The organism is Pseudomonas graminis, from assembly GCF_004364335.1.
Taxonomy (GTDB): Bacteria; Pseudomonadota; Gammaproteobacteria; order Pseudomonadales; family Pseudomonadaceae; genus Aquipseudomonas; species Aquipseudomonas graminis_D.
In genome coordinates this window covers 408,650-433,095 of the sequence record NZ_SOCR01000001.1, presented here as the reverse complement: position 1 = coordinate 433,095, position 24,446 = coordinate 408,650, and the positions used below count along the sequence as shown (strand labels likewise).

The following is a 24,446-nucleotide window of genomic DNA, read 5'->3' as shown; positions in this document are numbered from 1 at the left end:
TTAATCCTGTCGAAAAGCGTTATTGAATGGGTTGAGCCTGAGGCGTCTTGGCCTCGTTTTTGAGTCTGATCAGCATCACCGCGCCAATGGCCACGGCGAACCACAGGGTGGCCAGACGAATCAGCACGGTGGCGGCCACGGCATCGGCGCTGTCCATGCCTTTCCAGACCAGCAACCCGACCATCACCGCTTCTGCGCCACCGAGCCCGCCGGGCATGAAACTCACCGCGCCGGCCAGCATCGCCAGGGCGTAGACGAACACCGCGAAGGTCAGCGGGATGTCTGCGCCCATCCATTTCAGAATCCAGTCGAACGCCAGGGCTTCGGCGCTCCAGGCGACGACGCTCAGTGCGGTCAGCCCGAGCATCAGGCGCAGGCGATGGCATTGCTGCGCATGCACCAGCACCTGCAGCAGATGGCGCAGCAGCCCGAGCACCTTGCCGCCACCGGCCGGGACCTTTTCGGTGATCCGCTCAAGCAGGCGACGTTGCGACAGCACCACCAGCCCGACCGCGACCAGCGCCACGCCGACCACGATCATCGGCCATGCCTGGGGGTACAGTGACAGGCCGAACAGGGTCAGCAAGACCACCGCAAACAGGTCCGACAGCCGCTCGCTGAAAAACGCCGCGAAGCTCTGCGGGTAGGGCACGCCCCAGCGTTTGAGCAGCACGCCGCGCAACGCCTCACCGGCCTTGCCCGGCGTGGTGGTCAGGGCGAAGCCGGCCAGGTAAATGTTCAGGCTCGGCCGCCACGGCATGGGATGGCCGAGCACCTTCAGGTAGGTCTGCCAACGCACAAAGCGCAGGCCGTAATTGACCGACGACATAAACAGCGCGATGAAAATGCCGATCAGCCCGACCTCGCTCACCGCGGCGCCCACCGCCTGCCAGCCGCCCCATAGCGAAAAACCCAGATAGCCCAGCGCCGAACCGACCACCGACAGCACCACTGCGCGGTAGCGCCAGCCGGACAGGTGCGAAGGCTCAGATACGGCTTCGCTCATAGGTTCAGCCTCTTGAACACCGGCTGCGGGATCGACCGAATGACCAGCATGATCAACGCCCAGAAACCCGGTGCGTAGAGCGTCGGCACTTTATTGGCGATGCCTTTGACGATGCGCTGGGCGACCTGCGCCGGTTGCGCCAGCAAGGCCGCCGGCAGAGACAAGCCCTGGGTCATCGGCGTGTCGACAAAGCCCGGCTTGATCGTGGTGACGTGTACGCCGACCTTGAACAGGCGCGCCTGCAAGCCTTCGCAGTACGTCGACACCGCCGCCTTGGCGCTGCCGTAGAGGTAGTTGGAAGGGCGGCCTCGGTCAGCCGCCACCGAAGAAATGATCGCCAGACTGCCGCAGCGCTGGGTTTCGAACTGCATCGCCAGCACGGTGAGCAGGGCGATCACCGAGGTGCAGTTGTTGGCGAATTCCTTCAGCGCCATGTGCACGTCACGCTCGCAGGCCTTCTGGTCGGGCAGCGTGCCGTGGGCGATCAGGGCGATGTCAATCTGGCCGAGGGCCGTCAGGCAACGGCCCATCATCAGCGGGTGCGCCTCGATGTCGTTGGCGTCCATCTCGTGCAGCGTGACGTTGGTCGCCCCGCGCGCCTTGAGGTCGGCGGCGGTCTGCTGCAACTTCTCGACGTTGCGCGCCACGAGGAAAAAATCGCTGCCTTGCGTGGCCCACAAACGCGCGCAGGCACTGGCGATGGCGGAGGTGGCGCCGATGATCAGGACTTTCTTCACTGCAGTTTTCATAAGATCACACGGCTCCAGAAACGGGACATCAAAGAGGGGTCGCGCAGCGCTTCCAGCTGCTCCCAGGCGGGGTACGCGCGACGGAAATCGGCGCCGCTCATGTGCGCGTCCTTGGCCGGATACAACCGGCCGCCGGCGGCGCGAACAATGTCGTCCAGACGCGGAAACAGCACGTTCTCCAGCGCCTCGCTCTGGGCAAAATCCAGTGCCAGGGAGACGCCTTCCAGCGGGAACGACAGCAGGCCCGGCGAGGCCATATCGCCACAGCGCTTGAGCACGGCGAGGAACGAGCCCTGGCCGGCCTCGGCGATGGTGCGCAGCAGTTCGCCCATGGCGGCCTCCGCATTCGCCGCAGGCACCACACACTGGTATTGCTGAAAACCGCGACGGCCATAAATGCGGTTCCAGTGCAGGATCCGGTCGAGGGGGTAGAAGAAGGGTTCATAAGCGCTGCGGCCCTGCTTGCGCTGGCCAGGGTGCAGGTGCCAGTACAGGTTGTTAAAGGCGCTCAGGGATATCTTGTTGATCAGCGACACCGGCGGCGTCAGCGGCACGCTGAGCTTCTTGCGCTGGCCGACTTGGAGGGAGCCGTATTGCGCGTGGTCGCCGACGATGAACACACCGCGTCCGGTCTGCGCACCCTTCGCCAGGCAGTCGACCCAGGCGACGCTGTATTCGTGATGCGCGTCGAGCTCGGCAGACAGCGCAAAGAACTCCGCCAGATTGGCGAAGCGCACCGTGGTGGTGTCGATCTGGCTGGCGCGGATCGGCATCAGCTGAATCTGCGCCCAGTGAATGATCCCGGTCAGACCGAGGCCGCCGATGCTGGCGGCGAACAACCCGGGCTGTGAGACGGGCGTGCAGACCCTCTCCGGCTCGCCGTGGCGCAACAGGCCGAAGCTCAGCACGTGGCGGCCAAAGGTGCCACGCACATGATGGTTTTTGCCGTGAACGTCGTTGGCGATGGCACCGCCCAGCGTGGCGAACTGAGTCCCGGGCGTTACCGGCAAAAACCAGCCCTGTGGGATGGACACGGCCAACACTTCGGCCAGGGTGATACCGGCTTCGGCCTTGATCACGCCGGTGCTCCAGTCGGTTTGGATCAACCGGTCCAGCGAGCGCATGTGCAGCACTTCATCGCTGGCGGCCAGGCAACTGTCGCCGTAGCTGCGACCGTTGCCGTAGGGCAGGCTGCTGCGGTGAGCGCCGATCACGCGGTCCATCTGCGCAGGCAGTTCGTCCAGCCACACGCAGCCGTGCCCGCGTTGCGGACGGCGGGGGAAACGTCCCCAGGAATACAACGGCGTGCTCATGCGGCGATCCAGAACATCATCAGAAACGCAGCGCCGATCAACTGACTGGTGCGGTCGCGGATGGCGAACACCACCGGGTCTTCGTTCATCTGCCCGCGATGGGTCAGCATCCACACCCGCGTCACCCAGAACAGCAGCAGCGGGCAGGCCAGCCAGATGATGTGCGGCGTGACGTACAGCTCGGTGGTTTTCGCGTCCTGGATGTACAGCGCCAGCACCATCACCGCGAGGTAACCCGACGACGCCCCCAGCGAGGCGATTATGTCCAGGTCGCCGGGGTGGTAGCCGCGGCCGCGGGCCAGGGTGTTCACCTCACGGACGCGGGCATCGCGCAGCTCGGCGTAGCGCTTGACCATCGCCAGGCTGAGGAAAATGAACATTGAAAACGCCAGAATCCAGAACGTCAGGGTCAGGCTGAACGCCGCCACACCGGCGATGATCCGCGCGGTGTAAAGCATCGCCAGGGCGATCACGTCCCAGGCCATCAGGCGTTTCAGTCTCAGGGAATACGTCAGGGTCAGGCCGTAATACGCCGCCATCACCGCTGAGAATTGCCACGGCAGGAGCAACAGGGCGGCGCCAAAGGCCATCGCCAGCAGCGTCGGCACCATCACCAGCCCGGCTTTGATCGACAGACGCCCGCTGGCGAACGGCCGGTTGCATTTGCTCTTGTGATGGCGGTCGTCGCACAGGTCCAGCAAGTCGTTGAGGATGTAGACGCTGGACGCGCACAGGCCAAAACACAGAAATGCGATGACGCCGTCGCGCATCAACTCGAATTGCGCCAGACGATGGGAGGCCAGCAGCGGCACGAAGATCAGGGCGTTTTTCAGCCACTGGTGCAAGCGCAGGGCCTTGCGCCAGTCCCGCAGGCTGGGCGTGTTGCTGCGGATGGTCGGCTCGACGCGGACTTGCGCTTTTACCTTGGCTTCCACGCCTCGGTCGGGATTGACGACATAGGCCTGGCGCGACACGTTCCATATGGGCAGGTCATCTTTGGAGTTGCCGATGTAATCGAATCCGCCTTCACCGAAGTGCGCAACTAACAGGTCGCGCTTGTTGTTGCCGGACAAGTTGCGGTTGGTATTGGAGGCCAGCACCAGATCGAATAACTGCAGGTGTTCGGCGATGCGCTCGGCGAGGCTTACATGACTTGCCGTCGCCAGTACCACCATGCGGCCGGTGTCTCGCTCGCGCTGAATCATCTCGATGATCTGCGGATCGTAAGGCAGCACGGAGACGTCTATTTCCGAGTTGAGCGCCAGGCCTTCTTTCAGCGCGGCTTTGCCTCTGAACAGCCAGCCGAGCATGTTCAGGGCTTTCAGCGGCTGTCCTCGAATAAACGCCATGGCCGTTTCCATGAGCAGGTCCGAGCGCAATAACGTGCCGTCGAGATCAACTACCAACGGAGGGGAAGTTTCAAGAACTCGTCCCTGAATTCTGGCCATGGTGAGTGCTCCTGTAGGGTCACCGGACTATAAACAAAATAGAATTTTCACCACTTCATTTAAATTAAAGAGCCTCGCCCGTCACGTCGGCGGGGTGGCGTCAGAATTAAATGGCGCGTTTTCGAGGAAAGTCCGCGAGCTTGTTTCACACTAACGAGACTGGCGCTGCCGGGGAATTGGCGACCAACTAATGACTTCGCAGGCGTGACGGTTTAGTGCCGTGATTAATTCGGCGATCTCTCTTTGGCTGTATTGAAACCGCTTGCTGGGGGATGGACAGGAGGCGATGGGTTGACGGCGCTGTCGTTTCGACTCACATCGCAGTCATAATGACTCGCCCCTGCGCTCCCTTAGCACCCCATTACCGAGAGCTTCCATGACCCATCCATTGCTGCTCGCGCTGATTCCGCTGGTCGCCGACCTGTCCCGGGACCTGCCGGACGATGAGCGGTACCGCCGTCTGCTGCGGTCGCTGCGCCAGCTGTTCCCGTGCGACGCCGTGGCGTTGCTCAAACTGGAGGATGACGTGCTGGTGCCGCTATCGGTCGAGGGCTTGAGCCCGGACTCGCTGGGGCGACGGTTTCGGCTGGGGGAGCACCCGCGGCTGGACATCATTCTGCAAAGCCGCGAACCCACGCGTTTTTCCACCGACTGCGACCTGCCGGATCCCTACGACGGGTTGGTGGAAGGCGTGCATGGCGACCTTGAAGTGCACGATTGCCTCGGCTGCCCGCTGTATGTGCAGAACACGCTGTGGGGGGTGATTACGCTGGACTCCCTTGATCCGGCGCGCTTTGGCCGTGTCGATCTGGGTGATCTCCAGGCGTTTGCCAGCCTTGCAGCGGCAACGGTCATGGCCAGCGAACGGATCAGCCAGCTGGCGCGCGGCTTTGAGGATCAACGCACGCTGGCCGAGGTTTACAAACGCGCCGCTGGCGGACGCGGGCCCCGGGAGCTGATCGGGCAAAGCCCGGTGCACAAGCGTTTGCAGCAGGAAATCCAGCTGGTGGGCAATAGCCCGCTGACGGTGTTGATCACCGGCGAAACCGGCGTGGGCAAGGAACTGGTGGCCGAGGCCATTCACCTGCAGTCGGCGCGGGCGGCGAAGCCACTGATCAGCCTGAACTGCGCCGCACTGCCCGAGCTGCTGGTGGAAAGCGAGCTGTTCGGTCACGTCAAAGGCGCGTTCTCCGGGGCGGTCAGCGGGCGCAGCGGCAAGTTCGAGCTGGCCCACGGCGGTTCGTTGTTCCTCGACGAGGTGGGCGAGCTGCCGCTGCCTGTGCAGTCGAAGTTGCTGCGGGTGTTGCAGAGCGGTCAGTTGCAGCGCGTAGGCTCCGATCAGGAGCATCGCGTGGACGTGCGCATCATCGCCGCGACCAACCGTGATCTGGCAGAAGAAGTGCGCGCCGGGCGCTTCCGCGCGGATCTCTATCACCGTCTGAGCGTTTACCCGTTGGTAGTGCCGCCGCTGCGCGAGCGGGGGCGCGACGTGTTGTTGCTGGCGGGATTTTTTCTCGAGGAGAACCGCGCGCGAATGGGGCTGCGCAGTTTGCGTATGAGTGCGCAGGCGCAGGCGGTGTTGCTGGCATATGCATGGCCGGGGAACGTGCGGGAGCTGGAGCATCTGATCAGCCGCGCGGTGCTCAAGGCGTTGTCGGTTCACGGCGAGCGGCCGCGGATTCTGACGATCGAGGCGGGCGTGTTGGGTCTTGAGGAGTCGGGGGTGCCTGCGTCTGCTGTGGTGCATCCGAATGGCGTCATGCCGGTGATTCGGCCGGGCGAGGGGTTGAAGGGGGCGGTGGACGGGTTTCAGAAGCAGTTGATCGGGGAGGCGCTGGAGCGGCATGGCGGGAGATGGGCGGATGTGGCGCGGGAGCTGAATGTGGATCGGGCAAATTTGAGTCGGCTGGCCAGGCGCTTGGGGATTCGGTAGGGTTTTTCGATCAAGATCAAAAGCGTCTGCCTGGGGGCAGACTGTTTCGCCTTCGGCGACTTACTTTTGAAAAGCACCAAAAGTAAGCAAAAGTGCCTGCTCTCGGTTTGGCCCGACTTCGTCGGGTTCCTTCACTCCGGTCTTGCTCCGTGGGCCCGCGCCGAACGGACATCCATGTCCTGACGGCGCTCTCGCCGCATCCATGCGGCTCGGCCCACTGCGCAAGACCTGCGTTCAGCCTGCACCCAAGTCGCGATTGGTGGTGACTGGTCTATTTGTGTTTGAAGAGCAAACGCGCTTTTAAAGCAGATCAACGGCTTCCCGGCTGAAGCCGGTCCCACTGACTGTACCCAGCTCACACTGTAGGAGCCGGCTTGCTGGCGAATGCATTCTGTCAGTCGATGGATTCATACCTGACCCATCGCGTTCGCCAGCAAGCCGGCTCCTACAGAAAAACTGCGTTCATCAGGTACGACGACGGATCGTTCCCACGCTCCGCGTGGTAACGCCGCCTCGGACGCTTCGCGTCCCGCACACGACGCGCATTCAGGCCTTGGAGGATGACGCGGAGCGTCGCGGGATGCATTCCCACGCGGAGCGGGGGAACGATCAACTGAAGGCACGCGTTGTCCTGTAGGACCGGCTTCAGCCGGGAAGCCTTTGATCTGCTTGTGATCTGCTTGTGATCTGCTTTTGATCTTCATACGCAAAAAGTCCGGTCACCGCCAATCGCGACTTGGGTGCAGGCTGAACGCAGGTCTCGCGCAGTGGGTCGAGCCGCATGGATGCGGCGAGAGCTGCCCCCCGCCATGGATGGCGGATGGCAGCGGGCCTACGGAGCGAGACCGGAGTGAAGGAACCCGACGAAGTCGGGCCCAACCAGGAGCAAGCACCCTTGGTTACTTGGGGTGCTTTTTCCAAGTAACTCGCCGAAGGCGAAACAGTCTGCCCTTAGGCAGACGCTCTTGATCTTGATCTTAGCCGCCGCACCGATTTCCTACGGAAACACCGCTACTAATGAGCAATATCCTCCAACGCCAGGTTCCGGGTCTTCGGGCCAAACCCGCCAATCGTAATCATCACAATCAACATACTCATCACAATAAACGTCAGCACCCCCGGCGTGCCGAAGTGATCCAGAAACAACCCGATCAACAAACTGCTGAACACCGTCGACAGGCGACTGAACGAATAACAGAACCCCACCGCCCGGGCGCGGATATTGGTCGGGAACAACTCGCTCTGATACGAGTGATAACTGAAACTCAACCACGCATTGCAGAACGTGATCATCACCCCGCAAAAAATCAGCCCGGCCGCCGTGGTCTGCTGCGCGAACAATGTGCCGAAAATCATCGAGCCCAAGGCCGAGCCGACAATCTGCCACTTGTTCTCGAAATGGTTGGCGAACTTCACGAACAACAACGGCCCGAGGGGATAGGCGAGGGTGATCACGAAGGCATACGCGAGACTGTGGGTCACGCTCACGCCCTGACCCGAAAGCAGCGCGGGCAGCCAGTTGCCGAAGCCGAAGAACCCGATTGCCTGAAACACATGAAACACAATCAGCATCAGCGCCCGACGGCGATACGGCGGTTGCCAGATATCCGCGAAGCGGCCTTTGCCTTCGACCGCCACGTTGTGGGTTTCCGGTTCGTCCAGCGCCTGGCCGTGGTCCTTGATGCAGCGGGCTTCGAGGTCGTCCATTATTTTTTCCGCCTCGCTGAAGCGGCCGTGTTGCGCCAGCCAGCGCGGTGATTCCGGCAGGCGCGAGCGCAGCCACCAGATGAACAGCGCGAACACCGCACTGGCCAATACCACCCAGCGCCAGCCGGCAACGCCGAAGGGGTCCTGTGGCACCAGCCACCAAGACATCAATGCCACCGACGGCACCGAGAGGAACTGCACGAAAAACGCGAAGGCGAACGCCGAGCTGCGCATGCGCTTGGGCACCAGTTCCGAGAGGTACGCGTCGATGGTCACCAGTTCGATACCCAGGCCGATGCCCACCAGAAAGCGCATGCAGATGATGCCCAGAGCCGAGGTCTGAATGCCCATCAGCACCGTGGCGACGGTGTACCAGATCAACGCGAAGGTAAAGATCGCGCGGCGGCCGTAGCGGTCGGCGATAGGGCTCAGCAGACTGGCACCGAGGAACAGCCCCAGAAAGGTCGCCGAAGCAAACGCCGCCTGGTCGGAAAAGCCGAACACGCCCTGCGCCCCGGTGGCGAACAGCCCGTCGCGGATCAGGCCGGGGCTGATGTAGGCGGTCTGAAACAGATCGTAGAGTTCGAAGAAGCCGCCAATGGACAGCAGCGCCACCAGCTTCCAGATCGTGGCGACGGCGGGCAGTCGGTCGATGCGGCGGAAATTCGCGCTGCGCGTATCGGGTCGATTCCGTCAGGGGGCGAACGCGCGTTGTCAGGGCTATCGGGCACGGCATGCATTATTGTTTTTTCCGGATCGGTGAGACGCAGCATGTTAGTGCCCCAGAGATCCAAGACAAAACATTTCTGCGCGTTTAAGCTCCGGGGCTGACCGCCACCACGTTTCGGATTCCCGTGAAGTACAAACTCCCGACCACGGCCACCGCGCCATTTTGCCCGTCGGCGACCACCGACAGCGTCGCCATTCCCGCCAATGCGTCTTTCCTGCGCAAGCTGATGCTGTTCGTCGGCCCCGGCCTGTTGATTTCCATCGGCTACATGGACCCCGGCAACTGGGCCACCGCCATTGAGGCCGGCTCGCGCTTCGGTTATTCGCTGTTGTTTGTGGTGGTGCTGGCCAGTCTGTCGGGCATGGTGCTGCAGAATTTGTGTTCGCGCCTGGGCATCGCCACCGGCCGCGATCTGGCGCAGCTGTCCTCCGAGCATTACAGCCGCCGGGTCGGCATGGGCCAGTGGATTCTTGCCGAGCTGTCGATCCTGGCGACCGATCTAGCCGAAGTGCTGGGTGCGGCGTTGGCGTTTCACTTGCTGCTGGGGGTATCGATTACCACCGGTGTGGCATTGACGGCGTTCGATACGGTGATCGTGCTGGCCTTGCAGGGCGCCAATTTCCGGCGTCTCGAAGCCATCGTGCTGGGGCTGATCGCGACCATCGCGACGTGCTTCTTTATCGAACTGGTGCTGATCAAACCGTTCTGGCCGGACGTGGTGGCGGGGCTCAAGCCGTCGTGGGAGATGCTGAGCAATCAGGAACCGTTGTACATCGCCATCGGCATTCTCGGCGCGACAGTGATGCCCCATAACCTCTACTTGCATTCATCGGTGGTGCAGACCCGGGTCAACGGCACGTCGGTCGAAAGCAAAGCCAGCGCCATTCGTTACGCCCGGGTCGACACCATTGCCTCCCTGAGCCTGGCGCTGGTGATCAATGCGGCCATTCTGATTCTGGCCGCCGCCGCGTTCCACGGCACAGGCCATACGGACATCGTCGAAATCCAGGACGCCTACCATTTGCTCGATCCGCTGGTGGGCGGCGCCGTCGCCAGCGTGCTGTTCGGCGTCGCGCTATTGGCGGCCGGGCAGAGTTCGACGTTCACCGGGACTATCGCCGGGCAAGTGGTGCTGGAAGGGTTTCTCAAAGCGAAGATCCCGTGCTGGCAACGCCGCCTGGCCACCCGCGGGCTGGCGCTGATTCCGGCATTCATTGGGGTGATCTGGTTTGGCGATGGCGCGGTGGGCAAGATGCTGGTGCTGAGCCAAGTCGTCCTCAGCCTGCAGTTGCCGTTCGCGCTGTGGCCGCTGATCCGCTTCACCAGCGACCCCCAGTTGATGGGGCCGTTCGCCAACAGCCGCCTGACCAAAACCCTGGCCTGGGGGTTGTTCGGACTGATCTCGGGCGCGAACCTGACCTTGATGTATTTCTGGGTGACCTGACCATTGCGCTGTGAGCCGGCTTGCTGACGAATGCACGCTAGCCTCGCCGGCCGGCCGCCCACCTGTATGAGCGCGTTTGCCCGCGAAGGCGGTGTGTCAGTCCATCGATTCGTCACGGGGACGATGCTTTCGCGGACAAGCGCGCTCCTACAGTGATCTCGGTACCCCGCACAATCTCGGGCGTGCGCAAAATCCGGAGCCGGCTTGCTGGCGAATGCGGTCTGTCAGCCGACATGTTCATGGCTGATCCAACGGATTCGCCAGCAAGCCGGCTCCTACAGGCTGCGTGGTGGCGGCACCACAGGCGAAATCGGCAGATCCCTCTGCATGTCGCGGTGGTCCGTAAGAGTTCAACTCAGCAATATCCCCCGCGCCATGCCTGTGGCGGCGATGACGATGATGACCATCAGCAGCGCTTCCATGTGGCTGATCCGCGCGAACCGGCGCGACAGGGATGTATCAATGGGCTGGTTCTTCTTGAACGCGATGCGCCATTTGATCAGCGCAAACATCGGCACCACTTCCAGCGCAAGAATGGCCACGAACGCCGCCATTTTCAGATGAAACAGTGGCTGATGCAGGTAGTAATACGAGCCTTTTTCCAGCCCGCCGAACGCCCGAAACGCCCCGGTGATCAGCAGAATCCCGGCCGAGACGCCCCAGATATTGTCTACCACGAACACATCCCTGAACGATCGCGGATCATCCGTGCGCAACCGCCGCAATGCCCGTCCCCTTGCCAGCACCGCCGCTATCGCAAAACCGAACGCCAGCAGGTGCAACGCAGCCAGTACCCATTTGATGAGCATGTTTCAACTCCCCCGAGCGATGTGCAAAGCAAGCGTCAACGTCTCAAGCTTAGCGGGTCGTTGGCGTTACGCCTTGGGCGATCAAGTGGGGCAAGAAAAATAATCCGTCGGGGGGCCTGGCTCATTTCTGCAGGTTGCGTCGTTTTTCCAGGCGTGGCTTGCGACGCGGATGAACGAAGTCAACGTAAAACGCTGAAAAGCCAAACACCGCTATCACCGAAACAATCACCAGCCCGATCACCGAGTTATCCATCACGCTTATCCCACCAGTCGCCCAAAGGCCGAGCGGCCATTCATTCCGTTTACCGGTGCGACTGCAATCACTACGACGGGATCTTTACGCGAACAGCGCCTTGCCTGACGCCGTTTATAGAGGCGCCTGCGCCTGCGGACTCTCCTGCGGATATAAAACAACTGCGGCGCGAAGTTTGTCGGCACCAAAACAACTCATGCCGGCGAACTCCTTATGACTGACCGGCATGTATTGGCAGTCCATGGCCTGACGCTGTTGGCTGTGATCGATGTCGGGGTCGTGCAAGTAAACGAAATCGTCATCGCACCCCGTGACCAGCACCCAATGCGGCGCCTTGGAGCGGGTTAACCGATAGCTGCTGATCAGCACCAGGGCCAGGCCGTTGTCCTGTTGCAGTTGCCAGAGATTGAGCGGCGCACTGCCCAGTTGACGGACCGCGCTGCCGGCCAGTTCGCGGCTGAATTCTTCATGCACCAGGCGCATGACTTCGCGCTTTTCTTCGCTGCGCACGCCGGCAAGAAATAACGGCCCGCGCACCGACACCTGCAGGCCGACCTCGAACCCACGTCGCAACGCCGCCAGCGCCAAACCTTGTGGGCTGCAACCGCCATGGCCCGAGGTCATGAACACCGTGGTCGCTTCGCGCCAGATCTGCAGCTCTTCGTGGCGCTGCATGGCGCGCGGTGGTTGCAGGGCTTTCATCGCCATCAGCAGGCACGCCGGACCGCAGCTGAAGTCCAGTGTTTGCGGGTAGTAGGGCACATGGCGGGCGACGCCGGTGGCGTGTTCGCGGATGCGTTTTTCGTAGCGCAGTGCCGGTGCGTGGTCTTCGTAGTAGTCGTCGATGCGGTCGAACAGGCGATAGCCGTTGCGCTCGTACAGGCGAATCGCCGGGGCGTTGTCCGGCCGGACTTCAAGGCGCAGATAGGCGCACTCACGCTCAAGGGCATGCTGTTCGGCCTGGGCCAACAGCTGTTGCCCAAGGCCCTGGCCCCGAGCCTCGTCGCTGATTGCCAGCGAGTAAAGCCGGCCCAGGGACGTGCCGCGATGGAACAGCACCAGCGCGTAACCGGCCAGGCGTTGTTCGGGCTGATCACCCTGCGCCACGATCAATCGCGCATTGGCCCGTGTGACCATCCAGTGAAAGCTGCGGGCATTCAGCCGGTCGGATTCGAAGCACTGGTTTTCCAGCACCAACAGTTCATCCACATCGGCAGGCTGGGCGAGGCGATATATAAAGTTCATGTCCGACACCGTAAAGAGTGAGTAACGAAACGGGACATTTCTACAAAGCCATGTTTTATAGAAAGGACTGTTTCCCGAAGGATCAACTCATGAATGCGGTGCCGGTGAAGACCGACGAAGTATCAGCACAACCTCAGCGTTCGGCAACTTTTAATGTCAATCCGCTGAGACCTGTTTCAACCAGAAGCCAGCTGTTGATTGTGGTGGAGCGGCTCGAAGACTGGTCGTCTTACTTGCCCAGCGAACACTTGATCAGCGCCCAGGACTATCTGGAAAATCCGCCCCAGGACACTGCCGGCCAGCGGGTGCAGGTGATCAACCTGTGCCGCAGTTACCGCTACCTCGGTCACGGTTATTACTGCTCGCTGCTGGCCGAAGCCCGGGGTCACCACGTGATTCCGTCGGTGAAGACCATCAGCGAGCTGACCCGAAAATCCCTCTACGGCCTGGCCCTGGACGACCTCGACAAGCGCCTTGAGCACGCGCTGCGTGACCATCCGTATGACGAAACCGAAGGCTTCACCCTGAGCCTGTATTTTGGTCAGACCGATCTGGCGCCGTTGCAGGATCTGGCCCGTCAGCTGTTCGAGGCGTTTCCGGCGCCGATCCTGCTGGTGGAGTTTCGCAAGCGCGACAACTGGCACATCGTCGGCATCAAGACCGGCGCCTTGACCCGGCTGCGCGATCATCAGCAAGACCAGTTCGCCCAGTCCCTCGACAGTTTCAGTCGCAAGATCTGGCGCCAGCCCCGATCGCCTCGCACGTACCGCTACGACATGGCGATTCTGCACGACCCGCAGGAAGCGTTGCCGCCGTCGAACCGCAAGGCGCTGGACAACTTCATCCGCGTCGGCCAGCAACTGGGCGTGGACGTGGAGCTGATCGAGAAGAAGGACTACTCGCGGCTGGCCGAATACGACGCGCTACTGATCCGCGAGACCACCAGCGTCGACAACCACACCTACCGCTTCGCCAAGAAGGCCGAGAGCGAAGGGTTGGTGGTAATGGATGACCCGGCGTCGATCCTGCGTTGCACCAACAAGGTCTACCTGACCGACCTGCTCAAAAGCCACAAGCTGGGCATGCCGGCCACGGAAATTCTCTACAAGGAGCGACCGGATGATTTGGAGCACGTGGCGGCACGACTGGGCTTTCCGCTGGTGCTGAAAATCCCCGACGGCTGCTTCTCCAAGGGCGTGATCAAGGTCCAGGACGCGCAGCAATTGCAGGAAGCGGCGCGGGAGTTGTTCGAGCATTCGGTGCTGCTGCTGGCCCAGGAATACCTATACACCGAATACGACTGGCGCATCGGCGTTCTCAATCGCAAGCCGGTGTTCGCCTGTCAGTACTTTATGTCCAAGGGGCATTGGCAGATTTACAACCACAAGGCCATCGACGCGGAGATCAACGGCGAGTGCCGCACCCTCGCGGTTCACGATGCGCCGCGGGCGGTGGTGGATCTGGCGGTGAAGACCGCAAACCTGATCGGCGACGGGCTGTATGGCGTCGACTTGAAGCAGTCCGGTGATCGCGTGGTGGTGATCGAAGTCAACGACAACCCCAACCTCGACGCGGGTATTGAAGACGCCTGGCTGCAGGACGATCTGTACGCGCTGGTGCTGGAAGAGTTCATTCGCCGCCTCGACATCAAACGTCGCGGTCTGGCGGGTTAGGCCGATGATCAAGGGCCACCGCCTGGAGGCGGGCAGGTTACGGGCGTGCGCCGAAGCCGAGGCCAGCGTGCTCTGGTTCAGCGACCCGGACGCAGCGGAAAAGACGCTGCTGCTGGAGCGCTTTAACCTCGACGACCACGCCCTGGCCTCGGCGCTCGACCCCGACGAGGTGTCGCGCATCGAGTTTCATCCGGACGCGCTGTTCATGATCTGGAAGCGCCCGGAGAACTATTCGGGCAAAGACACCTTTTCGTTCGATGTTTCATCGTTCGGGGTGCTGCTCAGCCCCCACCACATGGTGCTGATCTGCGCGGACAGCAAGCAGATCAGCGACCTGGGACAGCACCGTCCGATGCACACGCTGCTGGACGTGTTGCTGGAGGTGCTGTTCCACAACATCCATCATTACCTGGGTCACCTCAAGGTGATCAAGATGATCGCCCGGGAGCTGCAGCAGCAGTTCAATGCGTCGATGGACAGTCGCCATCTGGTACAGATGTTCAACCTCAGCGAAAGCCTGGTCTATTACATCAACGCCATCGACAGCAACGGTTCGGTGCTGACCCGCCTGCGCAATCACGCCCACAAGCATCAGTTTTCCGGCGACAGCCTGGCGCTGATCGAAGACATGATCATCGAGAACGAGCAGTGCCACAAACAGGCGAACATCTACTCCACCGTGTTCGCCAGCCTGATGGATGCGCGGGGCAATCTGGTCAACAACAACACCAATAACCTGCTGCGCAAGCTGACGTTGATCAACGTGGTGTTCTTGCCATTGAATCTGGTGGCGGGGATTGGCGGGATGTCGGAATACAGCATGATGACCACGCCGGTCCCGTGGTGGATCAGCTACCCGGCGTTGCTGGTCGGCATGGCCGGGCTGGGCGTGGGGATGGTGGTGATACTCAAGCGCATGGCGCGGGCGAGTCAGTGATCAGTGGGCGCCCGACGGGTTCCCACTGAACGTGGCGCAGTCTTATTCCGACGCCTGCAAACCCTTCTGCCTCATCACCTGGTTCTTGTCTTTCTTGTATTGCAGCGCGACTTCCGGCGCCGGGCCGCTCTTGCCGGTTTCCATCCACAAGCGCATGCGGCTGGCATCGGCGAAGTGGGTGTATTTACCGAAGGCGTCGAGAATGACCACCGACACCGGCCGATTGGCCATGCTGGTCAGCAGGACCAGGCAGTGACCGGCCTGGTTGGTGAAACCGGTCTTGGTCAGCTTGATGTCCCAGTTGGATTTACGCACCAGATGGTCAGTGTTGCTGAAGCCGAGGATGTAGTTCGGCTTGCGGAAGGTCACGGTTTTTTCCGGCGTGGTGCTCAGCTCGCGCAGCATCGGGTAGTTGCGTGCGGCGAGGGCCAGCTTGGTCAGGTCGCGCGCCGTGGAAACGTTGTAGACCGACAGCCCGGTGGGCTCCATGTAAACGGTATGGTTCATGCCGAGCGCCTTGGCCTTGGCGTTCATCGCCCGGATGAACGCCGGGTAACCACCCGGGTAGCTGTGGGCCAGGCTCGCGGCTGCGCGGTTTTCCGACGACATCAGGGTGATCAGCATCATGTCGTGGCGGTTCAGCTCACTGCCGAGCTTGACCCGGGAGAACACGCCTTTCATTTCGGCGGTCTGGGAGATATCGACCTTGATCATCTCGTCCATGGGCAGCTTGGCGTCGAGGGTGACCATCGCCGTCATCAGCTTGGTGACCGAGGCGATCGGAACGACGATGTCGGGGTTGCTGGCGTACAGCACCTGACCCGTTTGCAAGTCGGTAATCATGGCGCTGCCGGAGGCCAGGTGCAGATTGGCCGGGTCACGATTGATGGCCGGTGATTCTTTGGCCAGTGTGACGGTGGAAAGTGCGCAGCCTGTAAGTGCAAATAATAGGCCGATGACGGTTGGGCGGATTTTCAAGAGCAAAGCTCACTAAAGGATGGAAATAGCATGGAACGTCGGACTTTCTTCAAGCACGACAACAAGTTCGGCGCATTTTAGGAGCAAGTTTCTGAAGTTGTCGATGGGGCAGCAGGAGGTTTCGCTAATAAAGCGCTGTCATATGGCTCAGGTTCAGGTAGCGGATCCAAAAAGCCTGTATTTAAAAGGGTCGAATGAGCTTTTTATTGCGCCCCTGACGCGCAGCGCAGTCACTAAAAGCCCGGTCATTGGGCAAAAAAAAGCCCGCCTCATTAAAGAGGCGGGCTAAAGGGGTGTGCGGAGCAACGCACGATTTACAGGGAAGAGCGAATAGGGTTTCAGCTGTTGAGCGAGCGGCATTCAAGTTGTTGCGACAGGGCCTGCGCCACCGGCAGTGAAGGCAACGGACCGCTGACCGGCTCACCGTTCTGCATCAAGTACCAGCACGCCAACAGACCGCGCTCACGAAGCTGGGCGGGTACTGCGCTGCCGACAACCGACATGATTTGAACCTTGGTCATAAGTGCCTCCATCAATCTATGGCGCTACTGTACGGCGCGACCGGTTGATGCAGAAATCAACGCTCTCGATAGTCGTCATTGATGAGCGGGTAGGGACGGTGATGGGCAGGTTGTCGAAGCCGGGTTTGGATCCGGCCTGAAAGGCGCGGAAACAAAAACCCCGCCGGGGAGGCGGGGTCAGTGTCAGGTGAGGGCTGCGACCCTGGGTCGAGAGCCCTCCGGCCGGGGGCAAACCGCTGTTACCAGCGACCGCCACCGTGGTAGTAGCCCGGTGGTGGGCCGTAATAACGTGGCGGGCCGTAGTAACGCGGTGCGTAGACGACCGGACGTTCAACGACATAAGCCGGCTGGTAATAAACCGGCGGTGGCGGCGGTGGCGCGTAATAGACGGGCGCCGGGGCCGAATAATACACGGGAGCGGGTGCTGCATAGACCGGACCGGACGCCACTGCCGCGCCGACGACACCACCAACGACCGCACCGATTACGGCTGCTCCACCCCAGCCCGGGCCGCCGCCATGGGCTTCAGCCTGGCCTGCAAGGGCGAGGGCGCCTAACAACAAGGCAACTTTGGGGATCTGACGAATCATGACTGTTCCTCGGTGTTCAGTCCCGTTGTCGCGAGCCTGCGTTACGCTCAGGCACTGCCACGGGATAACTTCTCAGACAACGGTTTCGGAAATATCTGCGAAGCCGTTGGGTAAATTTTGTGTAAGGTATTCGACAACTTTCATGACAATGGCTGGCGCGGTTGTCAAGAATGAGCGCCAGAGCGCTGCGATTCTACGCCTTTCCCCAGGCGTCTTCTAATACCACTCGGGAGATTTCATGTTGGTCACTGCCAGTAAGGAAACGCTGTTGTGCATGTCGCTCGCCGGACGTCCGGGCAACTTCGGCGTGCGCTTCCATAACCACCTCTATCAACAGTTGGACTTGAACTTCTATTACAAGACTTTCTCGCCAAACGACCTGCCGGCAGCCATCGCAGGGATGCGCTCATTGGGCATTCGCGGGTGCGGCGTGTCGATGCCCTTTAAGGAAGCCTCCATTGCACTGGTCGATGAGCTGGATGCGTCCGCCGCTGCTATTCAATCCATCAATACCATCGTCAATACCGATGGCCACTTGAAAGCCTATAACACTGATTACATCGCCATCGCCCAACTGGTGGACAGCCATGACGTGCCGCGGACTCGGTTTGCCCTGCGCGGCAGCGGTGGCATGGCCAAGGCCGTCGCCTGTGCCCTGCGCGACGCCGGTTTCACCGACGGCTTGATCGTGGCGCGCAACGAACAGGCGGGCAGGGCGCTCGCGCAGACCTGCGGCTTTGAGTGGCAAGCCGAACTGGGCAGTGAGCGACCGCCGCTGCTGGTGAACGTCACTCCCCTCGGGATGACCGGCGACCAGGCCGATGCGCTGGCCTTTGACGTGGCCGCCATCGAGCAGGCCGACACCGCGTTTGACGTCGTCGCCACGCCTGCGCGTACGCCGTTCATTGTCGAAGCCGAGCGCATGGGCAAGCGCCTGATCACCGGTGATCAGGTCGCAGCAATTCAGGCGCTGGAGCAGTTCATCCTTTACACCGGCGTGACGCCGAGCGAGGCGCAGTACCAGGCAGCCGCGGCGTTCGCCCGGGGTTGATGCGTCTGCCGCTTGCCGCATACCAATGGGACATGCGGCCGTCGGAAAACCTGTGGGAGCGTGCTTGCCCGCGAATGCATTGTGTCAGTCGACATCTCCACGTCTGACACGCCGTCTTCGCGGGCAAGCGCGCTCCTACAGTGGATCTCGGCAAAGATCATGGTCTTGGGCGGACGCAAAACCTGTAGGAGTGACCGGGGTGGCGCTCCACCTTGCCCGCGAACGCGTTGTGTCAGTGCTAGCTTGTCGGGCCGCCTTCAACCCTCCAGCAACGCAAGCCGTTCTTCCAGGGCGGCGATGCGGGCTTCGAGGGCTTCGACCCGCTCGGCCAGCGCCGAGCTGCCCGAATTGCTGCCGCCGCTGCTGCGCTCCGCCGGGTGCGCGCGGGCGGCGAGAATGGTCTCCCTGTCGGCCGGATCACCCAATGCGTGCAGGTAGCGGTCTTCGCGCTGGCCTGCCTGTTTCGGGACCAGCACCGCCAGCCCGCGCCCGATCAGCCGTTCAAGCTGATGCACCACGGCGTCGGCGTCTTCGAAATCGTGCATGCGGTTGCTGCGGGTCAGCAGTTCGTTGACGGTCTGCGGGCCGCGCAGCAACAGCAGGCCGGTGAGGATCAGTTGCGCCGGAACCAGTTCCAGCGTCTTGTCGACGCGGTGTTCCCAGCGGTCCGCCCGGCTGCCCATGACCAGACGCGTCAGTTGCAGGCTTTCCAGCGCGCGCAGGCTCTGGCCAACCTGGCCGGGGGTCAGGTTCATCACCGGCTCGCGACTGGTTTTCTGGTTGCAGGCCAGCACCAGCGCGTTGAGGGTCAGGGGGTAGGTCTCGGGATGAGTCGCCTGCTTCTCGATCAGGCAGCCCAGAATGCGCACTTCGGTGCTGCTCAGCTGCAGCGCATCCGAGGCTTCAACGGTGTTTTCGGAATCCAGCTCGTCAGACATGACCCATTCCCCAAGCGTTGAAAAGGCTATGAGGGTAGGGGGTGGATGAGGTAAAAGACAAGCCGCGTTCGCGTCCGCCGCCGTGCGACTCATTTCCCGAGGAACTGCCATGACCCTTTCTCTGTACGCCGCTTCCATCCCAGTCTTCAAGCAAATGCTCACCGCCCTCAGCGCCGTTCTGGCCAAAGGCGAAGCCCACGCCACCGCCAAAAACATTCAGCCGGATGCCCTGCTGCAGGCGCGTCTGTTCCCTGACATGTTCCCGCTGGTGCGTCAGGTGCAGATTGCCGTTGATTTCGCCAAAGGCGCCGGCGCACGACTGGCAGGCCTTGAGCCGCCGAAGTACGAAGACACCGAAACCACCTTCGCCGACCTGCAAGCGCTGCTGACCAAGGTGCTGGCGTTCCTCGACACGATCAAGGCCGAACAGGTCGATGGCAACGAAGCGCGCGAAATCGTGCTGCGCCCGGGCACCGACAAGGAAAAGCGTCTGAACACCCAGACCTATCTGCTGCATTACTCGCTGCCGCAGTTCTTCTTCCACGTTACCACCACCTATGACCTGCTGCGCCACAACGGGGTGGAAGTCGGCAAGCGCGACTACATGGGCGCTTACTGACAGGTCTCGCTGCCCGTCTCGGCGCGGGCAGCGACACGTGTTTCATCCGGCGTCTGCCAGCCAGACGTTCGGCTCTGTTACCCTCCGCGTCCTGATTCAAGCCACATCCGATCGACCGCTCCGCGAGGACTGGTCGTTTTGTCGTTCTGGAGATTTCATGTTTTTCCCCATTTACCTGCTGTCGGCCGCCGGCTTTACCGTGCTGACCACAGAGTTCGTGATCGTCGGTCTGCTGCCCGCCATTGCTCGCGATCTGGCCGTCACCATTCCCCAGGCGGGCTTGCTGGTCACGCTGTTCGCCTTCACGGTGGCCTGCTTCGGGCCGTTCCTGACCGCGTACTTCTCGCGCTTCGAGCGCAAGCGCCTGTTCATTTCGGTGCTGATCATGTTCGGCGTCTCAAACGTCGTTGCAGCGCTGGCGCCCAACACCTGGGTGATGGCCGCCGCGCGGTTGATCCCGGCGCTCGGGTTGCCGGTGTTCTGGGCCCTGGCCAGCGAAACCGCCTTGGACATCGTCGGACCGGACCATGCCGGCCGCGCCATTGCCAAGATCGGCTTCGGTATTGTCTGCGCCACCGTGTTCGGCATCCCCGTCGGCACCTTGATCTCGGACGCCATCGGCTGGCGCAGCGCCTTCGCCATCCTCGCGGTGATGGCGTTCGCCAAAGCGTTGCTGCTGTTCATTTACCTTCCCCGCAGCGTGCACAAGGATCAGGCCTCATTCCGCAGCCAGTTTCGTATTCTGCGCAGCCCGTTGATGCAGGGGCACGTGCTGCTGTCGGTGCTGGTCTTCAGCGGCATGTTTACCGCGTACACCTATCTGGCGGACATGCTCGAACGCCTGGCCGGTTTCAATGGCACCGTGGTCGGCTGGTGCCTGATGGGCTTCGGTGCCGTGGGCTTGCTGGGTAATTCCCTGGGCGGGCGGCTGGTGGATCGCCATCCGTTGATCGCCAGCCTGACCTTTTGTACGTTCATGATTGGCGGCATGGTCATGGTGGTGCCGAGCATGCACTCCCTGCCTGCGCTGGCTCTGGCGCTGGCCGTGTGGGGCGCGACCCAGGCGGCGCTGTTTCTGGTCAGCCATGTCCGGCTGATGAAGGCCGCGCCACAGGCCCCGGCCTTTGCCGCCTCGTTGAATATCGCCGGGGCCAATCTGGGCATCGGCATTGGCGCAATCATCGGCGGGCGGGTGATTGATCATCTGGGCCTTGGCAGTCTGGGCTTCGCGGCGGCCGGCATCATTCTGCTGTCGATCCTGCTGGCCCTGTTGCTGATGACCGTCCGCCCACACCCCGCCACCTGCGACGCTTAGTCCGGGAACAACTGATTGCGTGCGCCCTCGGTAATCGCCACGATGCCGGGGTGCTTGACCTTGCGCTCGACCGAGATCGCGTAGAACGACTCGGTCACGGCGTCGGTATGGCCGATCAGCTCAACGTCGTATTGCTCGATCACTTCATCGGCGATCACGCTAGGCGCAATGAAAATTCCGCTGCCGGACTTGCCGAAGGCCTTCATCAGGGCGCTGTCGTCGAATTCCCCGACGATTTTCGGCTGGATATTCTGCTCGGCGAACCAGCGCATCAGACGGCTGCGCACCACCGTTTGCTGACCGGGAATCAGCAGCGGCGCGCCTTGCATGCCGTGGGGGAAGTTCTCGCCGTAGCGGGCGGCGAGGGCGCGGGTGGCGAAAAAACTCACGCCGCATTCGCCCAGTTTCTGGCTGTAGCCTTTAATGTCCAGATGAGAGGGCATCGGGCTGTCGGATATCACCAGGTCCAGGCGCTGAATCGCGAGGTCCGCCAGCAGGCGTTCGAGCTGGTCTTCCCGGCAACTGATGCGCACCAGTTCGTTGAGTGCCATGCTCGGGGCAATGAGCCGATAGACAATGGATTTGGGCACGACATCGGCGACGCCGACGCGGAAGAGGATTTGCTGTTCGTCCGGTTGCGCGCGCAACACAGCTTCGAGCTCGCCACCGAGCTGGAACATTTGTTCAGCATATGGGAGGGCGACGCGACCGGTTTCGGTCAGCTCCAGTTGACGGCCGACACGCTTGAACAATTCGACGCCGTAGGTCTGCTCCAGCAGGCTGATTTGCCCGCTGATGGTCTGTGGCGTGAGGTTCAATTGCTCGCAGGCGCGGACAATACTGCCAGTCTTGGCCACGACCCAGAAATAATGCAGCTGTCGGTAGTTGAGCATGGGTGCCGTCACTTCGGGAAAACCGAAGTATACGCCTGAAAAATACGAATTTTGCTGAAGTGTTTCCGTCCCTAGAATGCCGCCCTATCCCCTGAACTGATACCGGACACTCGCTTATATGGAATACCTTCTGGAACTGGCTGCAAGCCCAACGGCGTGGATCGCTCTGGCGACACTGGTCGTCATGGAAATCGTGCTCGGCATCGACAACCTTATCTTCATCTCGATTCTTACCAATAAGCTGCCGGTTCATCAGCGCACCAAGGCGCGCCGGATCGGTATCAGCATGGCGCTGATCCTGCGTCTGGGCCTGTTGACCACCGTGGCGTGGATCGTCCAGCTGACCGCGCCGGTGGTTGAAGTGTTCGGCCAGGCGTTTTCCTGGAAGGACATGATCCTGATCGCCGGTGGCCTGTTCCTGGTCTGGAAGGCCACCACCGAGATCCACCACAGCGTCGACATCAAGAGCGAAGCCGAGAAAGCCGCTTCCAGCACCGTTACCCTGGGCATGGCGGCCGCGATCGGTCAGATCCTGATGCTCGACCTGGTGTTCTCCATCGACAGCATCGTCACCGCCGTCGGCATGACCGAGCACTTGCCGATCATGGTCATCGCCGTGGTGGCTGCCGTGGTTGTGATGCTGGTGGCGTCGGAGCCCCTCGCCAAGTTCATCAACGATAACCCGACCGTGGTCATGCTGGCTCTGGGCTTCCTGATCATGATCGGCATGACGCTGATCGCCGAAGGCTTCGGCGCCCACGTTCCGAAAGGCTACGTGTATACCGCCATGGCGTTCTCGGCTCTGATTGAAGTGTTGAACATGCTGGTTCGTCGTTCTCGCCAGCGCCATCTGGACGCCGAAGCGCAGGGCCAGAAGGTCTGACGCTGAGGTGGGCTGCGCCCGGCGATCAAGGGCGGAGCAGGAAGGACGAAGGAATAAATGGCAGGGCAATAAAAAACGGTCGGGAATGGAATGCCATTACCGACCGTTTTCATTTGTCTCTGCGTGTTCAGCTCACAAGATCATCAGTGCGCAGTGACATGACGGATTTTGCGCTGTGCACGCTCTACGGATTTCGCGGCTTCGGTTTCCCGATAATGCGGATGATGGCGACGGGATATCCGCATCACCCCCCACAACATGGCGGCCGCAACGGCCAGCCAGGCAGCGATCAACATCACAATGGTCATTCCGAGGCTCATGGCTTCCTCCGGCTCTTCTCTTCGTCTCTTAGTAACCGACAGTCTAGTCTGCAGGTTGTTGCCAAAAATTGACCGATGGCACGAATTGCGTGACCGATTCGTTCTATCCACTCGCGTTGACAGCGTTTCGGGCTATACCGCATCCGGCGGCGGCTCTATCATCCGCGTTCCGGCCGGGTCTCGGGATCCGTTGCCATCAGTCAAGTGAGTGAAGAAACGTGCGGGCATTGACGCGATTGGATAGCGGTGCAGGTCGACGCAAATGGCTGGCGCTCGCCGCCGTGCTGGTCTTGGCAGGCTGCTCGAACGCCCATAACTGGAAGCCCGGCTACCCGCCGATGTACAAGACGCTGCCCGACCGGGTGGAAATCAACGCGGTGCCGTCGTTCCGTGGCAAGGATTACCAGAGCGCACCGTTCGCTCTGGCCAGCATGCTGACGGTGCATGGGGTACAGACCACGCCGGGGCTGCTGGAAAAACCGCTGAAACTGCCGGGCGCCGAAGACAAGCTTGACCGCAGCATGCTGGAACTGGCCCGCGAATACGGCTTCGTCGTGTACCCCGTCGATCATGGTCTCCCGGACTTGCTGGCCCAGGTGTCGGCGGGGTACCCGGTCATGGTGCGGTTTTCGGACGGCTCCCTGTTGTGGAAAGAGCAGCGCTACGGCGTGCTGGTCGGGTTTGACCAGAACAAGCGCACGGTGCTGATTTACACCGGGCCAGGGCGAGTGACGGCGAGCTTCGATTCGTTTACGTCGGACTGGAACGACGCGGGGAACTGGGCCGTGCTGATCCAGAGCCCGCGCCAGGTGCCGGTGCCGGTGGACCGCGAACGCTGGCTGAAAGCCGCCAATGATCTGGCCCAGGCCGGGCAGGAACAGGCGGCGGGCGAGGCGGTCAAGGCGCTGAACGGCAAAGCTGACCGCTAAGATGAATGACCAATGATCCCGGTCTGGAGGCAAAACCTGTAGGAGCCGGCTTGCTGGCGAACGCGGTGGGTCAGTCGCCCCTTTAGCGCCTGATCGATGGCATTCGCGGGCAAGCGCGCTCCTACAATGGGACGGCCATCCGAGCCCGGGAGACTTACCGGC

General features: G+C 61.6%; 22 protein-coding genes and 1 pseudogene. 9 read left to right on the top strand and 14 right to left on the bottom strand.

Annotation, left to right across the window (positions count from 1 at the left end):
• Positions 1 to 19: 19 nt before the first annotated feature.
• The 4 genes from EC919_RS01825 to EC919_RS01810 are packed head-to-tail and all read right to left on the bottom strand — an operon-like array spanning position 20 to position 4,516.
• Positions 20 to 1,006, bottom strand: coding sequence for a lysylphosphatidylglycerol synthase transmembrane domain-containing protein (locus EC919_RS01825; protein WP_133770649.1), 987 nt, complete (start codon positions 1,004 to 1,006; stop codon positions 20 to 22).
• Positions 1,003 to 1,743: an SDR family oxidoreductase gene (locus EC919_RS01820; RefSeq protein WP_133770901.1), complete on the bottom strand. Its 741-nt coding sequence runs from the start codon at positions 1,741 to 1,743 to the stop codon at positions 1,003 to 1,005. Before EC919_RS01820 ends, EC919_RS01825 begins: the two co-directional genes overlap by 4 nt.
• 8 nt (positions 1,744 to 1,751) lie before the next feature.
• Positions 1,752 to 3,068, bottom strand: a complete 1,317-nt coding sequence (locus tag EC919_RS01815; protein WP_133770647.1) for an FAD-binding oxidoreductase — start codon at positions 3,066 to 3,068, stop codon at positions 1,752 to 1,754.
• Positions 3,065 to 4,516 carry a UbiA family prenyltransferase gene (locus tag EC919_RS01810; RefSeq protein ID WP_133770645.1) on the bottom strand — a complete coding sequence of 484 codons (1,452 nt, stop codon included), beginning with the start codon at positions 4,514 to 4,516 and terminating at the stop codon, positions 3,065 to 3,067. Before EC919_RS01810 ends, EC919_RS01815 begins: the two co-directional genes overlap by 4 nt.
• Before the next feature lie 376 nt (positions 4,517 to 4,892).
• Between EC919_RS01810 and norR the strand changes: the two genes are divergently transcribed.
• Positions 4,893 to 6,449 (top strand): nitric oxide reductase transcriptional regulator NorR, encoded by a 1,557-nt coding sequence (gene norR / locus EC919_RS01805; RefSeq protein ID WP_133770643.1) that lies wholly within the window; start codon positions 4,893 to 4,895, stop codon positions 6,447 to 6,449.
• 1,014 nt (positions 6,450 to 7,463) lie between these two features.
• On the opposite strand, the pseudogene EC919_RS01795 reads toward norR, so the two are convergent.
• Positions 7,464 to 8,896: pseudogene (locus EC919_RS01795) on the bottom strand (MFS transporter).
• A gap of 114 nt (positions 8,897 to 9,010) precedes the next feature.
• Between EC919_RS01795 and EC919_RS01790 the strand changes: the two are divergent.
• Positions 9,011 to 10,330: an Nramp family divalent metal transporter gene (locus tag EC919_RS01790; RefSeq protein WP_133770639.1), complete on the top strand. Its 1,320-nt coding sequence runs from the start codon at positions 9,011 to 9,013 to the stop codon at positions 10,328 to 10,330.
• A 350-nt stretch (positions 10,331 to 10,680) separates the two neighbouring features.
• Here EC919_RS01790 and EC919_RS01785 read toward each other — a convergent pair whose 3' ends face one another.
• From EC919_RS01785 to EC919_RS01780, 3 genes are all read right to left on the bottom strand, one after another.
• Complete coding sequence (locus tag EC919_RS01785; protein ID WP_133770637.1) at positions 10,681 to 11,139, bottom strand: DUF2214 family protein; 459 nt, start codon at positions 11,137 to 11,139, stop codon at positions 10,681 to 10,683.
• A 121-nt stretch (positions 11,140 to 11,260) separates the two neighbouring features.
• Positions 11,261 to 11,392 (bottom strand): hypothetical protein, encoded by a 132-nt coding sequence (locus EC919_RS27560; protein WP_279587547.1) that lies wholly within the window; start codon positions 11,390 to 11,392, stop codon positions 11,261 to 11,263.
• A 114-nt stretch (positions 11,393 to 11,506) separates the two neighbouring features.
• Complete coding sequence (locus EC919_RS01780) at positions 11,507 to 12,637, bottom strand: GNAT family N-acetyltransferase/peptidase C39 family protein (protein WP_133770635.1); 1,131 nt, start codon at positions 12,635 to 12,637, stop codon at positions 11,507 to 11,509.
• Between the two features lie 89 nt (positions 12,638 to 12,726).
• Here EC919_RS01780 and EC919_RS01775 point away from each other — a divergent pair, with 89 nt between their 5' ends.
• Both EC919_RS01775 and EC919_RS01770 read left to right on the top strand, forming a co-directional pair.
• Positions 12,727 to 14,310 carry a RimK family protein gene (locus EC919_RS01775; RefSeq protein WP_133770633.1) on the top strand — a complete coding sequence of 528 codons (1,584 nt, stop codon included), beginning with the start codon at positions 12,727 to 12,729 and terminating at the stop codon, positions 14,308 to 14,310.
• A 4-nt stretch (positions 14,311 to 14,314) separates the two neighbouring features.
• Positions 14,315 to 15,247, top strand: a complete 933-nt coding sequence (locus EC919_RS01770) for a magnesium transporter CorA family protein (RefSeq protein ID WP_133770631.1) — start codon at positions 14,315 to 14,317, stop codon at positions 15,245 to 15,247.
• Between the two features lie 42 nt (positions 15,248 to 15,289).
• Here the strand turns inward: EC919_RS01770 and pbpG are convergent, their stop codons facing one another.
• The 3 genes from pbpG to EC919_RS01755 all read right to left on the bottom strand — a co-directional run bounded on the left by pbpG (position 15,290) and on the right by EC919_RS01755 (position 17,336).
• Positions 15,290 to 16,225, bottom strand: coding sequence for a D-alanyl-D-alanine endopeptidase (gene pbpG / locus EC919_RS01765; protein ID WP_166650462.1), 936 nt, complete (start codon positions 16,223 to 16,225; stop codon positions 15,290 to 15,292).
• A 338-nt stretch (positions 16,226 to 16,563) separates the two neighbouring features.
• On the bottom strand, positions 16,564 to 16,746 hold the full coding sequence (locus EC919_RS01760) for a hypothetical protein (RefSeq protein WP_133770627.1): 183 nt from the start codon (positions 16,744 to 16,746) through the stop codon (positions 16,564 to 16,566).
• A 239-nt stretch (positions 16,747 to 16,985) separates the two neighbouring features.
• Complete coding sequence (locus EC919_RS01755; protein ID WP_133770625.1) at positions 16,986 to 17,336, bottom strand: hypothetical protein; 351 nt, start codon at positions 17,334 to 17,336, stop codon at positions 16,986 to 16,988.
• A gap of 238 nt (positions 17,337 to 17,574) precedes the next feature.
• On the opposite strand from EC919_RS01755, the gene EC919_RS01750 reads away from it, so the two are divergent.
• Positions 17,575 to 18,387 (top strand): shikimate 5-dehydrogenase, encoded by an 813-nt coding sequence (locus EC919_RS01750; protein WP_133770623.1) that lies wholly within the window; start codon positions 17,575 to 17,577, stop codon positions 18,385 to 18,387.
• A gap of 257 nt (positions 18,388 to 18,644) precedes the next feature.
• Here EC919_RS01750 and EC919_RS01745 read toward each other — a convergent pair whose 3' ends face one another.
• Complete coding sequence (locus EC919_RS01745; protein ID WP_133770621.1) at positions 18,645 to 19,325, bottom strand: YceH family protein; 681 nt, start codon at positions 19,323 to 19,325, stop codon at positions 18,645 to 18,647.
• A 109-nt stretch (positions 19,326 to 19,434) separates the two neighbouring features.
• Here EC919_RS01745 and EC919_RS01740 point away from each other — a divergent pair, with 109 nt between their 5' ends.
• Together EC919_RS01740 and EC919_RS01735 are read left to right on the top strand one after the other, a co-directional pair.
• Complete coding sequence (locus tag EC919_RS01740) at positions 19,435 to 19,944, top strand: DUF1993 domain-containing protein (RefSeq protein ID WP_133770619.1); 510 nt, start codon at positions 19,435 to 19,437, stop codon at positions 19,942 to 19,944.
• Between the two features lie 157 nt (positions 19,945 to 20,101).
• A complete protein-coding gene (locus EC919_RS01735) occupies positions 20,102 to 21,259 on the top strand; it encodes an MFS transporter (RefSeq protein WP_133770617.1) in 1,158 nt (385 codons plus the stop codon).
• On the opposite strand, the gene nhaR is transcribed toward EC919_RS01735, so the two are convergent.
• The gene (gene nhaR / locus EC919_RS01730) at positions 21,256 to 22,152 is read right to left on the bottom strand and encodes a transcriptional activator NhaR (RefSeq protein ID WP_133770615.1); all 897 of its coding nucleotides are present in this window, start codon (positions 22,150 to 22,152) and stop codon (positions 21,256 to 21,258) included. The two genes, EC919_RS01735 and nhaR, sit on opposite strands and share 4 nt — an antisense overlap.
• A gap of 118 nt (positions 22,153 to 22,270) precedes the next feature.
• On the opposite strand from nhaR, the gene EC919_RS01725 reads away from it, so the two are divergent.
• The gene (locus tag EC919_RS01725; protein WP_133770613.1) at positions 22,271 to 23,035 is read left to right on the top strand and encodes a TerC family protein; all 765 of its coding nucleotides are present in this window, start codon (positions 22,271 to 22,273) and stop codon (positions 23,033 to 23,035) included.
• A 143-nt stretch (positions 23,036 to 23,178) separates the two neighbouring features.
• On the opposite strand, the gene EC919_RS27065 is transcribed toward EC919_RS01725, so the two are convergent.
• On the bottom strand, positions 23,179 to 23,343 hold the full coding sequence (locus EC919_RS27065; protein WP_166650453.1) for a hypothetical protein: 165 nt from the start codon (positions 23,341 to 23,343) through the stop codon (positions 23,179 to 23,181).
• A 239-nt stretch (positions 23,344 to 23,582) separates the two neighbouring features.
• Here EC919_RS27065 and EC919_RS01720 point away from each other — a divergent pair, with 239 nt between their 5' ends.
• Positions 23,583 to 24,284, top strand: coding sequence for a peptidase C39 family protein (locus tag EC919_RS01720; RefSeq protein ID WP_243842171.1), 702 nt, complete (start codon positions 23,583 to 23,585; stop codon positions 24,282 to 24,284).
• Positions 24,285 to 24,446: the final 162 nt, after the last annotated feature.

Bases quoted from the DNA above. Each gene is read 5' to 3' on its own strand.
- EC919_RS01825 (WP_133770649.1), bottom strand. From the start codon at position 1,006: ATGAGCGAAGCCGTATCTGAGCCTTCGCACCTGTCCGGCTGGCGCTAC.
- EC919_RS01815 (WP_133770647.1), bottom strand. From the start codon at position 3,068: ATGAGCACGCCGTTGTATTCCTGGGGACGTTTCCCCCGCCGTCCGCAA.
- EC919_RS01810 (WP_133770645.1), bottom strand. From the start codon at position 4,516: ATGGCCAGAATTCAGGGACGAGTTCTTGAAACTTCCCCTCCGTTGGTA.
- norR (WP_133770643.1), top strand. From the start codon at position 4,893: ATGACCCATCCATTGCTGCTCGCGCTGATTCCGCTGGTCGCCGACCTG.
- EC919_RS01785 (WP_133770637.1), bottom strand. From the start codon at position 11,139: ATGCTCATCAAATGGGTACTGGCTGCGTTGCACCTGCTGGCGTTCGGT.
- EC919_RS27560 (WP_279587547.1), bottom strand. From the start codon at position 11,392: ATGGATAACTCGGTGATCGGGCTGGTGATTGTTTCGGTGATAGCGGTG.
- EC919_RS01780 (WP_133770635.1), bottom strand. From the start codon at position 12,637: ATGAACTTTATATATCGCCTCGCCCAGCCTGCCGATGTGGATGAACTG.
- EC919_RS01775 (WP_133770633.1), top strand. From the start codon at position 12,727: ATGAATGCGGTGCCGGTGAAGACCGACGAAGTATCAGCACAACCTCAG.
- EC919_RS01770 (WP_133770631.1), top strand. From the start codon at position 14,315: ATGATCAAGGGCCACCGCCTGGAGGCGGGCAGGTTACGGGCGTGCGCC.
- EC919_RS01760 (WP_133770627.1), bottom strand. From the start codon at position 16,746: ATGACCAAGGTTCAAATCATGTCGGTTGTCGGCAGCGCAGTACCCGCC.
- EC919_RS01755 (WP_133770625.1), bottom strand. From the start codon at position 17,336: ATGATTCGTCAGATCCCCAAAGTTGCCTTGTTGTTAGGCGCCCTCGCC.
- EC919_RS01750 (WP_133770623.1), top strand. From the start codon at position 17,575: ATGTTGGTCACTGCCAGTAAGGAAACGCTGTTGTGCATGTCGCTCGCC.
- EC919_RS01745 (WP_133770621.1), bottom strand. From the start codon at position 19,325: ATGTCTGACGAGCTGGATTCCGAAAACACCGTTGAAGCCTCGGATGCG.
- EC919_RS01740 (WP_133770619.1), top strand. From the start codon at position 19,435: ATGACCCTTTCTCTGTACGCCGCTTCCATCCCAGTCTTCAAGCAAATG.
- EC919_RS01735 (WP_133770617.1), top strand. From the start codon at position 20,102: ATGTTTTTCCCCATTTACCTGCTGTCGGCCGCCGGCTTTACCGTGCTG.
- nhaR (WP_133770615.1), bottom strand. From the start codon at position 22,152: ATGCTCAACTACCGACAGCTGCATTATTTCTGGGTCGTGGCCAAGACT.
- EC919_RS01725 (WP_133770613.1), top strand. From the start codon at position 22,271: ATGGAATACCTTCTGGAACTGGCTGCAAGCCCAACGGCGTGGATCGCT.
- EC919_RS27065 (WP_166650453.1), bottom strand. From the start codon at position 23,343: ATGACCATTGTGATGTTGATCGCTGCCTGGCTGGCCGTTGCGGCCGCC.